General features: G+C 44.0%; 20 protein-coding genes and 1 pseudogene. 17 read left to right on the top strand and 4 right to left on the bottom strand.

The genetic code is table 11. The features are described 5' to 3' along the window. Window positions 1-14 precede the first annotated feature (14 nt). From rplR to carA, 15 genes and pseudogenes are all read left to right on the top strand, one after another. A complete protein-coding gene (gene rplR / locus BW716_RS03485) occupies window positions 15-371 on the top strand; it encodes a 50S ribosomal protein L18 (RefSeq protein ID WP_083721011.1) in 357 nt (118 codons plus the stop codon). Between the two features lie 39 nt (window positions 372-410). Then, window positions 411-929: a 30S ribosomal protein S5 gene (rpsE, locus tag BW716_RS03480; RefSeq protein ID WP_072360615.1), complete on the top strand. Its 519-nt coding sequence runs from the start codon at window positions 411-413 to the stop codon at window positions 927-929. Between the two features lie 74 nt (window positions 930-1,003). Next, entirely contained in the window at window positions 1,004-1,189 is a 186-nt protein-coding gene (rpmD, locus tag BW716_RS03475; protein ID WP_083721009.1) for a 50S ribosomal protein L30, read from the top strand. Window positions 1,190-1,303: 114 nt separating this feature from the next. After that, on the top strand, window positions 1,304-1,750 hold the full coding sequence (rplO, locus tag BW716_RS03470) for a 50S ribosomal protein L15 (protein ID WP_083721007.1): 447 nt from the start codon (window positions 1,304-1,306) through the stop codon (window positions 1,748-1,750). 178 nt (window positions 1,751-1,928) lie between these two features. Next, the gene (secY, locus tag BW716_RS03465) at window positions 1,929-3,269 is read left to right on the top strand and encodes a preprotein translocase subunit SecY (RefSeq protein WP_083721005.1); all 1,341 of its coding nucleotides are present in this window, start codon (window positions 1,929-1,931) and stop codon (window positions 3,267-3,269) included. A gap of 126 nt (window positions 3,270-3,395) precedes the next feature. Beyond that, window positions 3,396-4,196: a type I methionyl aminopeptidase gene (map, locus tag BW716_RS03460; RefSeq protein WP_083721003.1), complete on the top strand. Its 801-nt coding sequence runs from the start codon at window positions 3,396-3,398 to the stop codon at window positions 4,194-4,196. 114 nt (window positions 4,197-4,310) lie between these two features. Next, window positions 4,311-4,529 (top strand): translation initiation factor IF-1, encoded by a 219-nt coding sequence (infA, locus tag BW716_RS03455; protein ID WP_012789309.1) that lies wholly within the window; start codon window positions 4,311-4,313, stop codon window positions 4,527-4,529. 26 nt (window positions 4,530-4,555) lie between these two features. Further along, entirely contained in the window at window positions 4,556-4,672 is a 117-nt protein-coding gene (gene rpmJ / locus BW716_RS03450) for a 50S ribosomal protein L36 (protein ID WP_072360626.1), read from the top strand. Between the two features lie 34 nt (window positions 4,673-4,706). Beyond that, the gene (gene rpsM / locus BW716_RS03445) at window positions 4,707-5,087 is read left to right on the top strand and encodes a 30S ribosomal protein S13 (protein ID WP_072360628.1); all 381 of its coding nucleotides are present in this window, start codon (window positions 4,707-4,709) and stop codon (window positions 5,085-5,087) included. A 92-nt stretch (window positions 5,088-5,179) separates the two neighbouring features. Next, window positions 5,180-5,581 carry a 30S ribosomal protein S11 gene (rpsK, locus tag BW716_RS03440; protein ID WP_072360630.1) on the top strand — a complete coding sequence of 134 codons (402 nt, stop codon included), beginning with the start codon at window positions 5,180-5,182 and terminating at the stop codon, window positions 5,579-5,581. 167 nt (window positions 5,582-5,748) lie between these two features. After that, window positions 5,749-6,354, top strand: coding sequence for a 30S ribosomal protein S4 (gene rpsD / locus BW716_RS03435; protein ID WP_083721001.1), 606 nt, complete (start codon window positions 5,749-5,751; stop codon window positions 6,352-6,354). 126 nt (window positions 6,355-6,480) lie between these two features. After that, window positions 6,481-7,476, top strand: coding sequence for a DNA-directed RNA polymerase subunit alpha (locus tag BW716_RS03430; protein ID WP_083720999.1), 996 nt, complete (start codon window positions 6,481-6,483; stop codon window positions 7,474-7,476). A gap of 72 nt (window positions 7,477-7,548) precedes the next feature. After that, a pseudogene (rplQ, locus tag BW716_RS03425) lies at window positions 7,549-7,899 on the top strand (50S ribosomal protein L17); the annotation flags it as partial. Window positions 7,900-8,193: 294 nt separating this feature from the next. Then, complete coding sequence (locus BW716_RS03420) at window positions 8,194-9,015, top strand: hypothetical protein (RefSeq protein WP_083720994.1); 822 nt, start codon at window positions 8,194-8,196, stop codon at window positions 9,013-9,015. Between the two features lie 96 nt (window positions 9,016-9,111). Further along, complete coding sequence (gene carA / locus BW716_RS03415; protein ID WP_083720992.1) at window positions 9,112-10,221, top strand: glutamine-hydrolyzing carbamoyl-phosphate synthase small subunit; 1,110 nt, start codon at window positions 9,112-9,114, stop codon at window positions 10,219-10,221. 623 nt (window positions 10,222-10,844) lie between these two features. Here the strand turns inward: carA and BW716_RS03410 are convergent. Together BW716_RS03410 and BW716_RS03405 are read right to left on the bottom strand one after the other, a co-directional pair. Beyond that, window positions 10,845-12,074 (bottom strand): pyridoxal phosphate-dependent aminotransferase, encoded by a 1,230-nt coding sequence (locus BW716_RS03410; RefSeq protein ID WP_083720990.1) that lies wholly within the window; start codon window positions 12,072-12,074, stop codon window positions 10,845-10,847. Window positions 12,075-12,245: 171 nt separating this feature from the next. After that, complete coding sequence (locus BW716_RS03405; RefSeq protein ID WP_083720988.1) at window positions 12,246-12,647, bottom strand: DUF1573 domain-containing protein; 402 nt, start codon at window positions 12,645-12,647, stop codon at window positions 12,246-12,248. Between the two features lie 200 nt (window positions 12,648-12,847). Here BW716_RS03405 and BW716_RS03400 point away from each other — a divergent pair, with 200 nt between their 5' ends. Both BW716_RS03400 and BW716_RS03395 read left to right on the top strand, forming a co-directional pair. After that, window positions 12,848-15,247 carry a thiamine pyrophosphate-dependent enzyme gene (locus tag BW716_RS03400; RefSeq protein ID WP_083720986.1) on the top strand — a complete coding sequence of 800 codons (2,400 nt, stop codon included), beginning with the start codon at window positions 12,848-12,850 and terminating at the stop codon, window positions 15,245-15,247. A gap of 421 nt (window positions 15,248-15,668) precedes the next feature. Beyond that, window positions 15,669-16,382: a response regulator transcription factor gene (locus BW716_RS03395; protein WP_083720984.1), complete on the top strand. Its 714-nt coding sequence runs from the start codon at window positions 15,669-15,671 to the stop codon at window positions 16,380-16,382. Window positions 16,383-16,437: 55 nt separating this feature from the next. Here the strand turns inward: BW716_RS03395 and BW716_RS03390 are convergent, their stop codons facing one another. Together BW716_RS03390 and BW716_RS03385 are read right to left on the bottom strand one after the other, a co-directional pair. Then, the gene (locus BW716_RS03390) at window positions 16,438-17,148 is read right to left on the bottom strand and encodes a YebC/PmpR family DNA-binding transcriptional regulator (RefSeq protein WP_083720982.1); all 711 of its coding nucleotides are present in this window, start codon (window positions 17,146-17,148) and stop codon (window positions 16,438-16,440) included. Window positions 17,149-17,259: 111 nt separating this feature from the next. Further along, window positions 17,260-18,750 carry an amino acid permease gene (locus BW716_RS03385; RefSeq protein WP_083720980.1) on the bottom strand — a complete coding sequence of 497 codons (1,491 nt, stop codon included), beginning with the start codon at window positions 18,748-18,750 and terminating at the stop codon, window positions 17,260-17,262. Window positions 18,751-18,787 lie beyond the last annotated feature (37 nt).

The raw sequence follows: 18,787 nt of genomic DNA, 5'->3' as shown, positions 1-18,787 counted from the left end.
AATTAAACATAGAAATGAGCACAAAAGCAGTTAATAGCAGACAGAAAATCCGTTACCGCATCCGTAAGAAAGTGGTAGGTAGCGCTCAGAGACCAAGATTATCTGTATTCCGCAGCAATAGCGATATTTACGTGCAATTGATCGATGATGCAAACGGTACTACACTGGCTTCTGCATCTTCCCGCGATAAGGATATCGTAGCACAGAAAGGTACCAAGATCGAGAAATCTAAATTGGTAGGTGCAGCTGTGGCTACTAAAGCAACCTCACTGGGTATTACAGCAGTGGTATTCGATCGTGGTGGTTATCTGTACCATGGTCGTGTGAAGAGCGTAGCTGATGGTGCAAGAGAAGCTGGTCTCCAATTCTAAAAATCGAAATTGATTAAATCGTAATTCGCAAATAATAAAATGGCAAAGAATACATTTAATAAAGTTAAGGCGGGTGACCTGGAGCTGAAAGAAAAAGTGGTAGCTATCAACCGTGTTACCAAAACCACCAAAGGCGGTCGTACTTTCAGTTTTTCTGCCCTGGTAGTAGTAGGTAACGAACACGGTGTAGTAGGTCATGGCCTGGGTAAAGCCAAAGAAGTACAGGAAGCAATCACTAAAGGTATCGATGATGCCAAGAAAAACCTGATCAAGGTTCCTGTAATGCATGGTACTATTCCTCACGACCAGCTGGCTAAAGAAGGCGCTGCTAAGGTGCTGATCAAACCAGCCGCTCATGGTACTGGTGTAATCGCCGGAGGTTCTATGCGTGCCGTGCTGGAAAGCGCAGGTATCACTGACGTTCTGGCAAAATCTCTGGGTTCTGCAAACCCTCACAACGTGGTAAAAGCTACATTCAAAGCTTTAGGCCTGCTGCGTGAGCCAATACAGATTGCAAAAACCAGAAGCGTATCTCTGAAGAAAGTATTTAATGGATAATAACACCCTATGGTGAAAGGGACTGCTGCACCGCAGCAGCTCCTGTAATTGTAAGGTGCTAATTCAAAATAACAATGGCAAAGATTAAAGTCACTCAGGTAAAAAGTGGTATAGACCGTCCAGAACGTCAGAAACTGACGCTGAAGGCCCTGGGTCTGAACAAAATGCACAACACCGTTGAGGTGGAAGCCACTCCCCAGATCCTTGGGATGGTGCGTAAAGTAAATCATCTGGTAAAGGTAGAAGAAGTACAGGGTTAAGGCTTTGCCGTTCCTCTGGAAAAAAATGCTACATTTATAGTGGATTATTTGCGAATAACATTATACATTTAATGCGAGCGGTTAATTTCCGCGTAAGTAAAAAAAATTAACTCAATGAATCTGCACACGTTACAACCTGCACAAGGTTCCGTACATAAAGAAAAACGCCTCGGTCGTGGTGAAGCATCCGGTAAAGGTGGTACAGCTACAAAAGGTAATAAAGGTGGTCAGTCCCGTGCTGGTTACTCCAGCAAAAGAGGTCACGAAGGTGGTCAGATGCCAATTCAGCGTCGTATGCCAAAACGTGGTTTCAAGAGCCTGGATCCTACTACCTATGTAGTATTCAACATCGGTCAGCTTGACACCCTGGTAGAAAAATACGGTTTACAGGATTTCTCTCTGGAAAATCTGTACATGAACGGCTTAATCAGCCGCACTGCAAAAGTAAAAATACTGGGTCAGGGCGAACTGAAGGCTAAAGTTACTGTAAGAGTGAACGCTATCAGTGAAAAGGCCAAGCAGCTGATCGAAGCAGCTGGTGGTTCAGTTGAACTGGTGTAAGTTTTCACGACTGGAGAGACGCCTACGGAGTAGTGCGTCTTTTCATCTTTTATTCAGCCAGCGAAATAATACATCACAAATCCCGGCCAGAGTTACTGAAGAGCAGCTAATTGCAGGTTTGGAATTTGGTCCCGCCATAACCGGGATGAAATTTTGAATATTAAACATTCATCTTCCTGTGAAGAAATTTATCGAAACGATTAAGAATATCTGGAGCATCGAGGATCTGCGTAGCAGAATCCTGACAACCCTGCTTCTTGTCCTCATTTATCGTGTAGGATCCTATATCGTGTTACCCGGTATCGATGCCAACCTGTTGCATCAGTTCTCAGAGAAATCCAATCAGGGTATCCTCGGACTGTTTAATATGTTTGCCGGAGGCTCTTTCTCAAGAGCGTCCATCTTTGCGCTGGGGATCATGCCATTTATCTCTGCCTCTATCGCCATACAACTGTTGACCATAGCTGTACCTTATTTCCAGAAACTCCAGAAAGAAGGAGAGAGTGGCAGAAAGAAAATCAATCAGTTCACCCGTATCCTTACGGTAGTGGTGACCGGTTTTCAGGCGAGTGCGTATGTTGCCTTTCTGAGAGGCCAATCCAGTGGAGCTATTATCGCTGAATATGGTACCTTCTTCTTCTGGCTCACTACCACAATCGTACTGACTGCAGGTACCCTCTTTGTAATGTGGCTGGGTGAAAAAATCACTGATAAAGGTATCGGTAACGGTACATCCATCATCATCATGGTGGGTATCCTTGCCCGCCTTCCTCAGGCCCTGATTCAGGAATTTACCTCCAGAACTGCGGAAGCCGGCGGCGGATTGCTGGTTTTCCTGATAGAACTGGCAGTATTCATATTCATTACTATCGGTCTGATCCTGCTGGTACAAGGTACCCGCAAGGTACCGGTGAACTATGCTAAACGTATAGTGGGTAACAAACAATATGGTGGTGTACGCCAGTTCATTCCTCTCAAGGTGAATGCAGCGGGTGTAATGCCAATCATCTTTGCCCAGGCTATCATGTTTATCCCGGCTACCGTTATTGGTTTTGCTACCAGTGACAGTGCTTCCGGATTCATCCGTATCTTCAGCGACCATACCAATGGTTGGTATAATGTGATCTATGCAGTATTGGTAATTGTATTCACTTACTTCTACACTGCATTGATCTTCAACCCAACCCAGATGGCCGAAGAAATGAAACGTAACAATGGTTTCATCCCAGGTGTTAAACCTGGTACTGCAACTGCAGATTATATTGGTGCAGTTATGGACCGCATCACCCTTCCAGGTGCATTCTTCCTGGCAATGGTGGGTATCCTGCCCGGTGTAGCTGCTGCCGTGCATATCAACAGTAATTTCGCAACCTTCTTCGGTGGTACTTCACTGCTGATCATGGTGGGTGTTATTCTGGATACGCTGCAGCAGATCGAAAGCCAGCTTCTGATGCGCCATTACGATGGCCTGATGAGCACTGGCCGTATCAAGGGCAGAACTGCTCCGGCAAATGTTTAATTCTCATTAGACAGCTGGGTCGTAAGTAGCCACAGAAGCATAAAGCAGACAGCAGCTAACCCTGCTGCAGGCTTTATGCTTGGTGGCTTCACTGTTTAAAAGACACAAGTCCAACCCGTTTTTACTATGGTGCATTATAAGACTAAAGACGAAATCGAATTGATGCGCAAAAGCGCATTATTAGTGAGCGCAACATTGGAAGAGGTAGCTAAGAAGCTGAAACCGGGTATGACTACTGATGATATCGACAAGATCGTTGAAGACTTCATCGTAGCCAACGGCGCCGTACCTTCCTTCAAGAACTATAAAGGGTTCCCTAAGGCCTGCTGTATCTCTGTGAATGCAGAGGTGGTACATGGTATTCCTAACAGCTACGTGGTACAGGATGGCGACATCGTGAGCGTAGACGTAGGGGTATTGCTGAACGGCTTCCATGGCGACAGTGCTTACACCTTTGCGGTAGGTAATGTAAAACCGGAAGTTTTACAGTTAATGAAGGCAACCAAGGCCGCTTTGTATAAAGGTATAGAGAAAGCTGTGGCAGGTAACCGTGTTGGTGACATCGCTCATGCTATTCAGGAATATACCGAGAAAGAGAGGGGTTATGGCGTGGTACGTGAGCTGGTAGGTCATGGTCTGGGTCGTCACCTGCACGAAGATCCTCAGGTACCTAATTACGGTAAGAGAGGCAGTGGTCCTATCATGAAAGAAGGACTGGTGATTGCGATCGAACCGATGATCAACCTGGGCACAAAGGACGTGGAGTATATGGAAGATGGGTGGACAGTGATCACCCGCGACGAGAAACCTTCCGTTCACTTTGAGCACAATGTGGCAGTAATGAAAGGGAAAGCAGACCTTTTATCGTCATTTGCCGGTATCGAGAAGGCAGAGGCGGAAAATCCTGCATTAACCGCAACCTATTGATAGTTAATGAGTAAGGACGATTATAATTCGTTTTCTCAGACAATTATTCAGGTTTATTTTTAGAATTTTATTTTTTACGAAGATTTCGCTATCTTTGCAGTCCTAAAAATTTTTATGGCAAAACAGGCACTCATTAAACAGGATGGAATAATACTAGAAGCCTTGTCTAACGCTATGTTCCGGGTGAAATTGGAAAATGGGCATGAGATTTTGGCCACCATTTCTGGCAAAATGAGAATGCACTATATCCGCATCCTTCCTGGCGATAAGGTAGGGGTCGAGATGAGCCCATATGATTTGAGCAGAGGAAGGATCATATTTAGATATAAATAAACACATAGACTTATAACTCATAACTTATGAAGGTAAGAGCTTCCATAAAAAAAAGAAGTGCAGATTGTAAGATCGTGCGCAGGAAGGGTAAATTGTTGGTGATCAACAAGAAGAATCCTCGTTTTAAACAACGTCAGGGTTAATCATATTAAATAAACTAGAAAATTTAATTCAAATATGGCACGTATAGCCGGTATCGATCTACCTAAGAATAAAAGAGGAGAAATTGGTCTGACCTATATCTATGGTATTGGCCGTTCTACCGCTCAGTACATTCTGGAGAAGTCAGGAATTGACTTTAACAAGAAAGTAAAAGACTGGAACGATGATGAGCAGACAACTATCCGTAACATCATCAATGGTGAGTTTAAGGTAGAAGGTCAGCTGCGTTCTGAAGTACAAATGAATATCAAGCGTCTGCTGGATATCGCTTGTTACCGTGGTCTTCGCCACAGAAAGGGCTTACCGCTCAGAGGCCAGCGTACTCGTACTAACAGCCGTACCCGTAAAGGTAAACGTAAGACGGTTGCAGGTAAGAAAAAAGCGCCTAAGAAATAATCTTGATAATACAAATAACAAGTTCCAGTTTCCAATTGTCGTAAAGATGACGTGGTGTATCTGGAACCTGGAACCTGGAATTTTATATAATTATGGCAAAAGCACAAAATACAAAAGCTGCAGCTAGCAAGAAAAGGGTAGTTAAAGTAGATAACTACGGTGATGTTCACATTTCTGCTAGTTTCAACAACATTATCATCAGCATTACCAACAAGCAAGGACAGGTAATCTCCTGGTCTACTGCTGGTAAAATGGGCTTCAAGGGTTCTAAGAAGAACACTCCATATGCTGCCCAGCTGGCTGCTTCCGATGCTGCTAAAGTAGCACTGGATGCTGGTCTGAAAAGAGCAGATGTTTTTGTAAAAGGTCCAGGAGCAGGACGTGAGAGCGCAATCCGTGCGATCGCTAACTCCGGTATCGAAGTGACTATGATCAAGGATGTGACTCCGCTGCCACACAATGGTTGCCGTCCTCCTAAGAAGAGAAGAGTATAGTATCTATATAATATACTGAAGATTTTCGAAAGTGGATAGCTGAGGGAAAACTCTCACTGACTACTTTCGAATTTCTAATTCAGAAATTTTAACAAACAAGTGGGTATATGATCGTGTTTAAGATTTTTTAAAGATCATATATCGTAACTAAAAAATCTAGTAACAAAATGGCAAGGTACACAGGACCAAAGACCAAGATCTCCAGAATTTTCGGAGAGCCGATTTTAGGTAACGGTAAGTATTTAGGAAAGAACAGCAACCCTCCGGGTCAGCATGGTGCAACCCGTAAGCGTAAACAGCTGGGTGAATACGCACTGCAGCTGCGTGAAAAACAGAAAGCTAAATACACTTATGGTGTATTAGAGCGTCAGTTCGCTAACCTGTTCGTTGAGGCAAACCGTCGTAAAGGCGTTACCGGTGAAGTATTGATCAAATTACTGGAAGCTCGTCTGGATAATGCAGTATTCCGTATGGGTATTGCTCCTTCCCGTCCTGCTGCTCGTCAGCTGGTGTCTCACAAGCACATCACTGTAAACGGTCAGGTAATGAACATCCCTTCTTATCAACTGCAACCAGGTGATATCATTGGACTGAAAGAATCTGCTGCAACTAACACTGCAATCACCAGCAACATTCGTGGTAAAAACCCTAAATTCAGCTGGTTGGATTGGAACGAGAAAGAACTGAAAGGTACTTTCATCGCCTATCCTGAAAGGGAAGCAGTTCCTGAGAATATCAAGGAACAGCTGATCGTAGAATTGTACTCTAAATAATAACAATACTTTAGCCGTTAGCGAAGCATCGTCAGTTATCAATGTAAGGTTCTTATATTGGTATCTAATGATTGCCTGCTGACGGCTATTGGCAGTTTTACATAAACATTTAAACTTAACATATCAATGGCAATTCTGAATTTCCAAAAGCCTGATAAGATCGTTTTGCAAAAGTCAACAGACTTTGAAGCTCAATTCGAATTCCGGCCGTTAGAACCGGGTTATGGGGTGACTGTAGGTAACGCGCTTCGTCGTGTCCTGTTGTCATCACTGGAGGGTTATGCCATTGTGGGAATAAAGATAGAAGGAGCAGACCACGAGTTTGCAACTTTAAAAGGAATTACCGAAGACGTAACTGAGATCATCCTGAACCTGAAACAGGTTCGTTTCAAAAGGATCGTGGAGAATGAAGTGAGCAACGAAAAGATCCAGATCTCTATCAAAGGTAAGACCGAGTTCCGTGCTGATATGATCGAGAAAGCTACCAGTGCTTTCCAGATTATGAATCCTGAGTTACTCATCTGCACACTCGATCCATCTTCAAAGCTGGATATCGAACTGACTATCGGTAAAGGCCGTGGTTATGTGCCTGCTGAGGAAAACAAACCAAAGGATGCAGTATTCGGCTACATCGCCATCGACTCTATCTTTACACCTATTAAGAATGTAAAGTATAGCATTGAAAATACCCGTGTGGAGCAGAAGACTGACTACGAGAAGCTGATCATGGAAGTGATCACTGATGGTACCATCCACCCGGAAGAAGCTGTTAAACAAGCTTCCCGCATCCTGATCCAGCACCTGATGATCATCACTGACGAAAATATCAGCTTTGATACGAAGGATACTGAGAAAGAAGATGTGGTTGATGAACAAACACTGCAGCTGCGTAAGATCCTGAAGACTCCACTGGAAGATCTGGATCTGAGCGTACGTGCTTTCAACTGTCTGAAAGCTGCTAAAATCAACTCCCTGAGCGAACTGGTACAGTACGAACAGGAAGAGCTGATGAAGTTCAGAAACTTTGGTCAGAAATCCCTGAGCGAAATCGAGCAGGTACTGAACGAAAGAGGTCTGCATTTCGGTATGGATCTTTCCAAACTGAAACTAGACGAAGAATAGTCTAAACTACTTTATAACATAAGTACTCTGTAATTCCTGACACGGTACAGGGGAATCTAAAATCACAATGTCATGCGTCACGGTAATAAAGTGAACCACTTAAGCAGAACTGCTTCTCATCGTAAAGCCCTGTTATCTAACCTGGCTATCGAATTGATCAATCACAAACGTATCACCACCACCCTGGCGAAAGCTAAGGCGCTGCGTGTTTATGTTGAGCCTCTGCTGACAAGAGCAAAGGACGATTCTACCCACAACCGTAGAATTGTGTTCAGCTACCTGCAGAACAAAGAAGCGATCAAGGAAATCTTTGGTGCAGTAAGCGAGAAAATCGCAAACCGCCCAGGTGGTTATACCCGTATCATCAAGCTTGGCAAACGTATGGGCGATAATGCTGAAACTGCACTGATCGAACTGGTTGATTTCAACGAAATCTACGGTGGTAAAGTGGAAGAGAAAGCAGCTCCTGCGAAGAAAACCCGTCGTGCCGGCGGTGCTAAGAAGAATGATGCAGCGGCAAATGCAACTGAAGAGAAAACTGCTGAGTAATTAGCAAATAGTATCCGAAGATAATGAAAGAGTCCCGGGAGTAATCCCGGGATTTTTTTATTTGTAGAATAGGAGAGGGCCTCTGGCAGCTGTCGTATTATTCAATTAATTAATTAGATTATTTTGTAATATTGCTAACAGGACAACTAACCATAATCTCTGAAACCTATGATTTATTTAAAGTGCAACGCCTGTGCTCACCACAACCCGTCACGCTCTGAATTCCTCACATTTTGTGAAAAATGTGGCAAAAAGATAGAGAACTGCTTCTCTAACTGGAAACAAAAACGCCCGGAAGGCGATTTTGAAGCATTCCAACAGGAAGTTGGCATCTATGTGAAAGAAGAAGAACCTAAAGAAAGTCTCAAAGAAAGATATATTAAATGGGCCGGCCGGCGGGGTGCGCTTGTATCCCTGATTCTCGTAATAGGTCTTGCTGCAGTAGCCGGGGGGTATTTCGGCAAGAAAATGGTCATAAGCATCATCTATCCTAAAATAGATAAGTCCTGGCTTTATTCGACCTGGGAAACTGTTGTTATTGGCCGCCAGGCGGTCGAAATAAGCACACCAATGCACCTGGGTGTCAACGACCAGCCACTGACCCCTGAACTGGCTCCGCTGGTCGAATATGCCAAAAGCTATCGTAACCGATCAGAGGAAGGTATGCAGGTAATGGTAAACATGTTCAGCTTCCGGACTAACATTTCGAACGATCTGGAACTTGCAGCTACTACTGCTGCGAACGGAATGCAGAAAGAAGATGCCATCTCTGATCTGAAATATACGACCAGCCACATTACTCAAAGTGGTATGGATGCATTGCTGCTGCAGGGTACCTTTAGCTACAAAGGTTCCCTTCGACTCTCATTTTATGACCTGCTGGTGACCCGTGGACAACACCGCTGGGAAATTGGAATAAGGTACCGTGATGATGATAAAGATGCATCTACAGCCGCATTACGTATCATAAAATCGATACATATTAAGTAATTGCTGAGGTGGGCGAAGAATTAATCTGAGTTTTTCTCAATTCTTAAGCTATTATTCAATAACTTTGCACGATTTTTTAAAAAAGAATAATAAGCAATGCCTCAGACAAGATCAATCCAGCCTGCGATATTACTGTTAGAAGATGGAACAGTATTTCAGGGAAAAGCTTTTGGTAAAATAGGCACCGCTTCCGGTGAGCTGTGTTTTAATACTGGTATGACGGGATACCAGGAAGTATTTACCGATCCTTCCTATAAAGGGCAGGTCCTTATTATGAATAATTGCTATATCGGTAATTATGGGGTGAAAAAGGATGATGTAGAGAGTGAAAGTGTGAAAATTAATGGCTTGATCGCTAAGAACATTGCATACAATTACTCCCGTCCATTGGCGGATGGTTCTCTTGAGAATTTCCTGAACGAGAATAACCTGGTTACTATTTACGATGTAGATACCCGTGCGCTGGTATCACACATCCGTAGCCAGGGTGCGATGAACTGTATCATTTCTTCCGAAATACTTGACGTAGATCAGCTGAAAGCTAAGCTGAAGGAAGTACCTTCAATGGAAGGTCAGGCACTCTGCAAGGAAGTGTCTACTAAAGAAGCTTATAATGTAGGCGATCCTAACGCTGAGATTCGTATAGCAGTACTGGACAATGGTGTAAAGCGTAATATGCTGAAATGCCTGTCTGACAAAGGTGCTTACCTGCAGGTATTCCCTACAGATACTCCTTTTGAAGAGTGCGAGAAATTCAAGCCGAATGCTTACTTTGTATCCAATGGTCCTGGTGATCCGGCGCCGCTGAAATATGCAGTGGATACAGTGAAGAAAATTCTGGCGGCAGAAAAGCCAATGTTTGGCATCTGTCTGGGACATCAGTTGCTGGCACTGGCCAACGACATCCCTACTTATAAAATGCACCACGGCCACCGCGGTCTGAACCATCCGGTAAAGAACCTGGCGACTGGTCGTTGCGAAATCACTACCCAGAACCACGGTTTTGCGGTAGATCCGAAGGCAATAGCTGCCAGCGAGCATGTAGAGGTAACACACGTAAACCTGAACGACGAGTCAATCGAAGGTATCAGGATTAAGAACAAACCTGCATTCTCCGTACAGTACCATCCGGAGTCAACTCCTGGTCCGTATGACAGCCGTTACCTGTTCGATGACTTCTTTACCATGATTAAGAAGCACATGTAAGATTAGTTTGTATGTAGAATATGACCAAAAGGCGGTCCGGCTATGTCCGGGCCGTTCCTATTTATGCTAAAATACTGGTTGAAAAGAAAGGGGCTTTTGCACTATGCAAAAGCCCCTTTTTATGGAGTGAGATATAAATAGTATTGATTATCAATAGTTTACTTGGATATTGGGCAAAAAAATACGGCTCCGTGAACGGAGCCGTTTGCCTTTATAAATTCCACGTTATGAAAAACTGATACAAAAATACGGTATTTTGCTAAAACGTTTTAGTTTTCTTCAAACTTTTTTACAGAAATCTGAAAATTTCTTTTTTCTGTAGTCGCAACACCTTTGTGTTGACGGAGTAAAGTTCGGTTGATAAAAACGTTCGGAAAAATTTCTAAGGTTAAATTTATGCTAAACCACGAGTTTCACTATTCTTTACTTCTATCTCTATCCCGTCGTTCACAATTCAAATATACGAACTAAATTGAAGAATCCAACATTTTTTATAGAAATATTGCACATTTTGTTTAAAAAAATGTACATATATTTTTTCTTAATGTAAAAAAGAGGCCGTTTTGGCCTCTTTTTCTATTTCTGAAGAGAATATCTATTATATGTAATTTTATATAATGTAACTATTGTCTGGCTTCGGCCATCGTTTCCTGTGCGACTTCAGTGCGACCTGGATAGATTTCGAGCGCTTTTCTTAAACAGATCATAGCCTGACGGATATCATCGGTATTAATGACATAGGCGAGTCTTACTTCATTACGGCCTAAACCTGGGGTTGCATAAAAACCGGTAGCTGGTGCCAGCATCAGTGTTTTGCCTTCGTAATCGAAGCTTTCCAGCAGCCACTGGCAGAATTTATCGCTGTCATCGATCGGCAGGCGGGCCATTGCGTAAAATGCGCCACCCGGATTAGGGCAGAACACGCCTGGAATTTCGTTGAGCATGCTCACCAGCAGATCTCTGCGACACAGGTATTCAGCCTTAATTTCCCAAAAGTAATTAAGCGGCAGATCCACGGCAGCTTCGCCGGCAATCTGGGCAAACGAAGGAGGGCTCAGTCTTGCCTGAGCGAATTTCATAACAGCGTCTAATACCTGTTGGTTTTTTGTCACCAGGGCGCCAATACGGCCGCCGCAGGCGCTATAACGCTTGGAGATGGTATCCATCAGGATGACATGTTGCTCCAGTCCCTCCAGATTCATGGCGGAGAAATGATCGCCTACATAGCAGAACTCTCTGTATGCCTCGTCAGAGAAGAGGTACAGGTTATACTTCAAACAGAGTTGTTTCAGTACATTCAGTTCTTCATGGCTGTAGAGATAACCGGTGGGGTTGTTGGGATTGCAGATCATCACCGCTTTGGTACGTGCCGTGATGGCTTTTTCGAATTCCTCCATGGCCGGTAGTGCGAAACCGGTTTCAATGGAAGAAGTGATGGTAGTGACCGTTACACCTGCCTCTGTAGCAAACCCATTATAGTTTGCATAGAAAGGCTCAGGTACGAGTACTTCATCGCCCGCATCCAGGCAGGCCATGAATGCGAACATGATGGCTTCAGATCCACCTGTGGTGACAATGATCTGCTGATGGTTCAGCTCAATACCAAATCGTTCATAATAAGTCACGAGTTTGCGGCGGTAGCTTTCGTTTCCCGCGCTGTGACTGTATTCAAGAATTTTGAAGTCTGAATGGCGTACCGCATCCAGAACCTGTTTTGGTGTTTCAATATCGGGTTGGCCGATATTCAGGTGGAATACCTTGGTCCCTTTTTTCTTAGCAGTTTCTGCGTAAGGGACAAGTTTTCGGATGGGAGAAGCAGGCATTTCCTCACCTCTCTTGCTAATGGTAGGCATATATTGTGTTTGATTTGCGTATACAAAGGTAGTGGATTCGCAGATGCTGATGGTTGGGTAAATATATGGTATGCAGGTAGAGTCTGGTAGCAATAAAAAAAGCCTTACAATTTTAAAAACTGTAAGGCTTAATAAGTTATACAACGGGGGCCGTTGCAATGGCAGTACAAATTAGTTTTCAACTTGACCTGTCAGGTGCAGTTCTTTATCCTGATCTACTCCCTTAACTTTTACCCAGATAGTTTTGTTCTGTGTACCTACGCTATTTGCGCTGTAACCTGCAGTAATCTTACCTTTTTTACCAGGCAGGATTGGTTCTTTGGTCCAGGTAGGAGTAGTACAACCACAGCTCGCACGTGCAGTTTCAATGATAACAGGTTCTTTGCTGACGTTGGTGAATTCGAAATCAACGGAAACTGGTTTGTTAAACTTAGTTTTACCGAAGTCAATGGTTTCTTTCGCAAATTTCACTTTACCATCAACAGGATTTGCTGGTGTAGTAGTCTGAGATTGAGCCCAAAGAGCAGTAGTTAACAACATGCTCGCAAATAGGGATAAGATAAACTTTTTCATTTGATATAATGTGGTTTAAGACGATTGGTTAAAAAAATGATCACCGTTTCGTAAGTAACAAATTTACAGCCAAAAATAACGCTTCAATAGAGAATTTATTAAAATCTTATTAAAAAAATTCTAATTATTTTACCTGATACATTTACAATCATTTCTCACTTCTATTTTATACCTTACTTTTGTGACATATACAACGAGGCATGATAGAAAACAATGAACTAACTATGAATACGGAAAGCCGGCTGTCATTCGAGGAATTTCGGAAAGAAGTACTTGAGGATTACCGCCTGGCCTGCGAAAGCAGAGAAGTTAGTCTGCTGGCCCGTAAGGAAGTCCTTACAGGTAAGGCCAAGTTCGGTATATTCGGAGATGGAAAGGAAGTGGCTCAGGTAGCCATGGCCAAGTATTTCCAGCCAGGAGATTTCCGTTCCGGTTACTACCGTGATCAGACGTTTGCTTTCGCCAGTGGTATTGCCACTCCTGAGCAGTTCTTCTCACAGATGTATGCAGATCCTGACCTTGCCAATGAGCCATTTTCGGGAGGCCGACAGATGAACTCGCATTTTACCACTCCTAACCTTGGTCAGGATGGTAATTGGTTGAATCTGACAGAAACAAAGAACACTGCAACAGACATGTCGCCTACTGCAGCCCAAATGCCACGGGCCCTGGGTTTGGCATTTGCCTCCAAATTATTCAGGGATGTAGAAAGCCTGAAGGATCTGGAAGGGTTGTCAAAGAACGGGAACGAGGTCTGTTTTGCTACTATCGGTGATGCATCCACATCAGAAGGCCACTTCTGGGAGACCATGAATGCGGCAGGTGTATTGCAGGTACCGTTAGCGGTATTTGTATGGGACGACGGGTATGGTATTTCCGTACAGCGTAAGTACCAAACGACTAAAGACTCCATCAGCGTTGCGCTGGAAGGCTTCCGTAAAACAGAAGAATCCAACGGTTTTGATATATATAATGTGAAAGGGTGGGATTATGCCGCCATGTGCGAGGTATTTGAAGCGGGCATCCGTAAGATCAGGGAAACCCACATTCCTGCCTTATTCCATGTGGAAGAGCTGACCCAGCCACAGGGCCACTCAACCAGTGGTTCTCACGAGCGTTATAAAAGCAAGGAGCGACTGACCTGGGAAAAGGAATTTGACTGTAATCACCAGATGCGCCAGTGGATATTAGAAAATGCACTTTCTGACGAAGCTACCCTGGCAGAAATAGAGGCGAAAGCCAAATCTTTTGCACAGGAATCACGTAAGAGTGCATGGGAAAAGTACATCGCGCCTATCCGCAAAGAGGTACAGACCATGCTGGGATTTGGTCAGGCAGTAGCTGCATTGCCACAGGTAGATACAGCAATGGTGAATAACCTGCTGCAGGAGTTGCAGAATAACAGGGAGCCCTGGAGAAAGGACATCCTGAAAACAGCTGCTAACATCCTGTTTCGTCATAGGAACATCAAGGCACCGGCTATTGCTGCCCTGAAAACTTACTATGAGGACCTGCTGGACCGCGAAAAAGAAAATTACAACTCCTTCCTGCATGCTACAGGCGTGAATTCGGCACTGAATGTACCAACAGTACCGGCAGTGTATGATGAAGATGCGGTAAGTATAAACGGATACGAGATCCTGAACAAATATTTCGATCAGCTGATCGGTAATAATCCTAAAGTTTTTGCCTTTGGTGAAGACGTAGGTAAAATTGGTGACGTAAATCAGGGTTTTGCTGGTTTACAGGCAAAACACGGCAATAAACGCATATTCGATACCGGTATCCGTGAGTTAACAATTATGGGGCAGGGTATAGGGATGGCATTGCGTGGTTTAAGACCAATTGCTGAAATCCAGTACCTTGATTATCTGCTCTATGGCCTGCAACCACTGAGTGATGATGTAGCCAGTCTGCAATACCGTACAAAAGGTATCCAGGCGTGTCCTATCATCGTTCGTACCCGTGGTCACAGACTGGAAGGCATCTGGCACTCCGGTTCACCAATGAGCATGATCATGGGTGCCCTGAGAGGTATGCATATGTGTGTACCACGTAACATGGTGCAGGCGGCAGGTATGTACAATACCCTGCTGCAGGCCAATGAACCTGCCCTGATGATCGAATCTCTGAATGGCTACCGCCTGAAGGAAAAACTGCCTAATAACCTGGGTGAGTTTACCGTACCATTGGGTGTACCGGAAGTGATTAAAGAAGGTACAGATATCACCATCGTGTCTTACGGCTCTACTTTACGTATTGTAGAAGAAGCGATGCAGACACTGGAAGAGCTGGAGGTATCCGTTGAACTGGTGGATGTACAGACATTGTTACCTTTTGATATCAATCATAAGATCCTGGAATCACTGAAGAAGACGAACAGGATCCTGTTTGTAGACGAAGACGTACCAGGTGGTGGTACCGCTTATATGTTCCAGCAGGTGATTGAAGGTCAGGGTGCTTACCGCTGGCTGGATGTGGCCCCACGTACATTGAGCGCACAGGCACATCGCCCTGCATATGGCTCTGATGGGGATTACTTCTCCAAGCCAAATGTGGAAGATGTAGTGAGAGTAGTGCTGGAAATGGTGGCTGAATAAAAAAAGTAATTGAGCTTAAAATACGAACGCAAGGCTGTAAAAGGCCTTGCGTTTTTGTTTTGTATCGTTGTAGGTTTAAGAAATGACAAGTAGTACAGGTACAAATATGATAAATAGTTTTATAATATTTATTATTCCTGCAAAAGAAATTCCTAATTGAGTGAAACAGGACAATTAAGTTAGGATTACTAATGTTTAAACATTTTTTTCTCTAAGTATGTTATAATTCTGTAGTGAGTGATACTTAACATATTAGACATTGATTTTTTCTTAGTCATCAGGAATGAATAAAATGAATGTTTGAAAATCAGCGCGCAGGATATAAATTGTATTGTATTTTTTAGAGGGCGAATTGAGCAAGCACCACGTTACGATAGGTTAATAGTAATTAAATTATTTAATTATCAACCCAAATCCATTTATGAAAGCAGGAGTACTGTTAGTTGAAGATGATCTGTTTTTTGCCAAAGTGGTAAAAAACCATTTAGAAAAAGCCGGGTATGATGTGACACATTGTGCCAATGGCGAAGAGGGCTGGGCAACTTTTCAGGAAAAGCCCTTCGACATCTGTCTGTTGGATGTGATTATGCCAGGCATGGATGGGTTTACCCTGTGCCGGGAAATCCGCGACAAGGATGAGAACGTACCTATCATTTTTGCTTCCTCCCGATATATGGAGCAGGATAAGCTGAATGGCTTTGAAGCTGGTGGGGACGATTACCTCGTGAAACCTTTCAATATGGAAGAGTTGCTCTGCCGTATGGAAGTGTTTATGAAGCGGAGCCGTCTGTTACAGCATGACAAGCAGGTGGTGTTCACCCTTGGTACGCTCATGTTTAATTACAGCGAATTCAAAATATATCATCAACCAACCAATACCAATATCAATTTACCGCCTAAGGAGGCTGAGTTGCTCAAGTATCTCTGTGAAAATGCGAATAAGAAGCTGAAGAGAGAAGGGATTCTGCTCAGTGTGTGGGGAAATGACGACTTTTTCACCGGCAGAAGCATGGATGTATACCTGACGCGTATCAGGAAGCATTTTAAGCTGGATGGTACCATTAAACTGGAAACCATACACGGGAAAGGGTTAAGGTTATTGACCGAACCGGAAAAGGTTGCTGAAAAGCTTTAAAAAATAAAAAGGGTCTGCCATAGCGGACCCTTTTTATTTTATGCAAAGATTGCAATTATTTCAGTGTGTGAAACACCTGCTGTACATCATCATCCTGCTCTAGTCTGTCAATCAGTTCCAGCACTTCTTTCGCCTGCTCTTCATTCAGCTCGGTAGTAGTGGTAGGGAGTCGTTTTAATTCAGCACTGATAGGAATGATATTTCTATCTTCCAGTGCTTTAGACATGTTCCCAAATTCAGTGAACGGAGTACGCAGAATGATATTACCCTCGCTGTCTTCCCCGATTTCTTCCAGTCCGGCATCAATCAGTTCCAGTTCCAGGTCTTCCAGATTCTGTCCTTCGTTTTTAATTTTGAATTCACCCACACGGTTGAAGAGGAAACCTACGGAACCACTGTTGCCGAGGGAGCCGCCTAATTTGTTGAAGTGCATACGTACGTTAGCCACGGTACGGGTTGGGTTGTCTGTAGCAGTTTCTATCATTACAGCCACCCCGTGCGGTGCATATCCTTCGTATACAACTTCTTCGTAGTCAGTTTTATCTTTCCCCATCGCGCGCTTGATCGCAGCTTCTACGCGGTCTTTGGGCATGTTTACACCCTTTGCATTCGCGAAGCACCTGCGGAGGGCTGGATTATTATCAGGATCAGGACCTCCCGCTTTTACAGCTATCGCGATTTCCTTGCCTATCCTGGTAAACTGCTTTGCCATCCTGTCCCAGCGGGCAAACATGGTATGTTTTCTTACTTCAAATATCCTTCCCATATTGGGTAATGTAATTAGTTATTAAGAATAGAGACGCAAATTTAATGGAAAAGGCCGGAAAAACTGAATTTCCCGGCCCCTTCCTGCTTATACTTGGAGAATATTTTATTACTACATTTTTCTGATGTTGCTATTCTTGACGCTATATCTGAAATAGATAATGAAGCCTATTAACAGCCATACCAGCAGTCTTAACCAGTTTTCCCAGCCAAGGCTGAAAATCATAGCCAGGCAGAACAACGCACCTACGATAGGCACAACTGGCACCCATGGAGTTTTGAATTCACGGGGCTGATCAGGATCTGTTCTACGCATTACGATCACTCCAAAGCATACGAGTACGAAGGCAAACAGGGTACCGATACTTGTCATATCACCCACTACGCTATCCGGAACGAATGCTGCGAACAGGGATACGAACACAAAGAACATAGCCTGTGACCTGTACGGCGTACGGTATTTAGGATGCAGTTCAGCAAATACTTTTGGTACCAGACCATCGTTGGCCATGGAGTAGAATACACGGGTCTGTCCCAGCAGCATTACGAGGATAACTGATGAGAAACCAGCCAGGATAGCTACTGTTACGAATGTAGACAGCCAGCCGTACCCAATCATGTATTTGTCAATTACGTAAGCTACAGATGCTTCACCACCTTCTTTCACGAAGTCCTGGTAAGGAGCGATACCTGTCAGCACGTAAGAGAAGAGGATATATAAGGCAGTACATACGAACAGGGAAACCAGGATACCTATTGGCATATTGCGCTTAGGATTGATTGTTTCCTGTGCAGCAGTAGATACCGCATCAAAACCAATGAAAGCAAAGAATACAACACCAGCACCCCGAAGGACCCCTGATATACCATGGAACCCGTAAGCAGAATAATCGATCACTGTACCATTGTGCATGGTGACAGTGCCGGCATCAGCAGGGATCATGAATGGCGTATGGTTGGCAGGGTTGATGAACTGCCAGCCAAGAATGATGATCAGGATTACGATGGCTACCTTGGCGATAACGATAATGTTATTCACCATAGCAGAACCTTCGATACCCCGTATGAGCAATAAGCTCAGCATCAGCAATATGAATATAGCAGGGAGGTTCATGATACCATGCGCTCCCGCATCAGAAACTTCGAATGGACTGTGGCACCATTCGTAAGGAATGGTCCATCCCACTGTTTTTTCCAATAGCTTATTCAGGTATTGCGCCCATCCTATGGCTACGGTAGCGGCTCCAAGTGCATATTCCAGCACGAGATCCCATCCGATGATCCAGGCGACAAATTCACCCATGGTAGCATAAGAATAGGTGTAAGCACTTCCGGCGATAGGGATCATAGATGCAAATTCTGCATAGCATAAACCTGCTAATGCACAACCTGCAGCTGCAATAATAAAAGAGAAGATTACTGCAGGTCCGGCGTGTTGTCCGGCAGCAGCAGCAGTTCTTACAAAAAGGCCTGCTCCAATGATGGCGCCAATGCCCAATGCAATCAGGGAACCTGCGCCCAGCGTGCGTTTAAGTCCTTTGTCCGATTCAGATGCTTCTGATAATAAGATGGAGAGAGGCTTTTTTACAAAAAGTTTGCCCATACTGTATGTCTATTGTGGTTGACGTTTGAATGGTTTA

It is taken from the genome of [Flexibacter] sp. ATCC 35208 (assembly GCF_001975825.1).
In the GTDB taxonomy this organism is placed as follows: Bacteria; Bacteroidota; Bacteroidia; order Chitinophagales; family Chitinophagaceae; genus Chitinophaga.
This window is presented reverse-complemented; position numbering and strand designations above follow the sequence as displayed.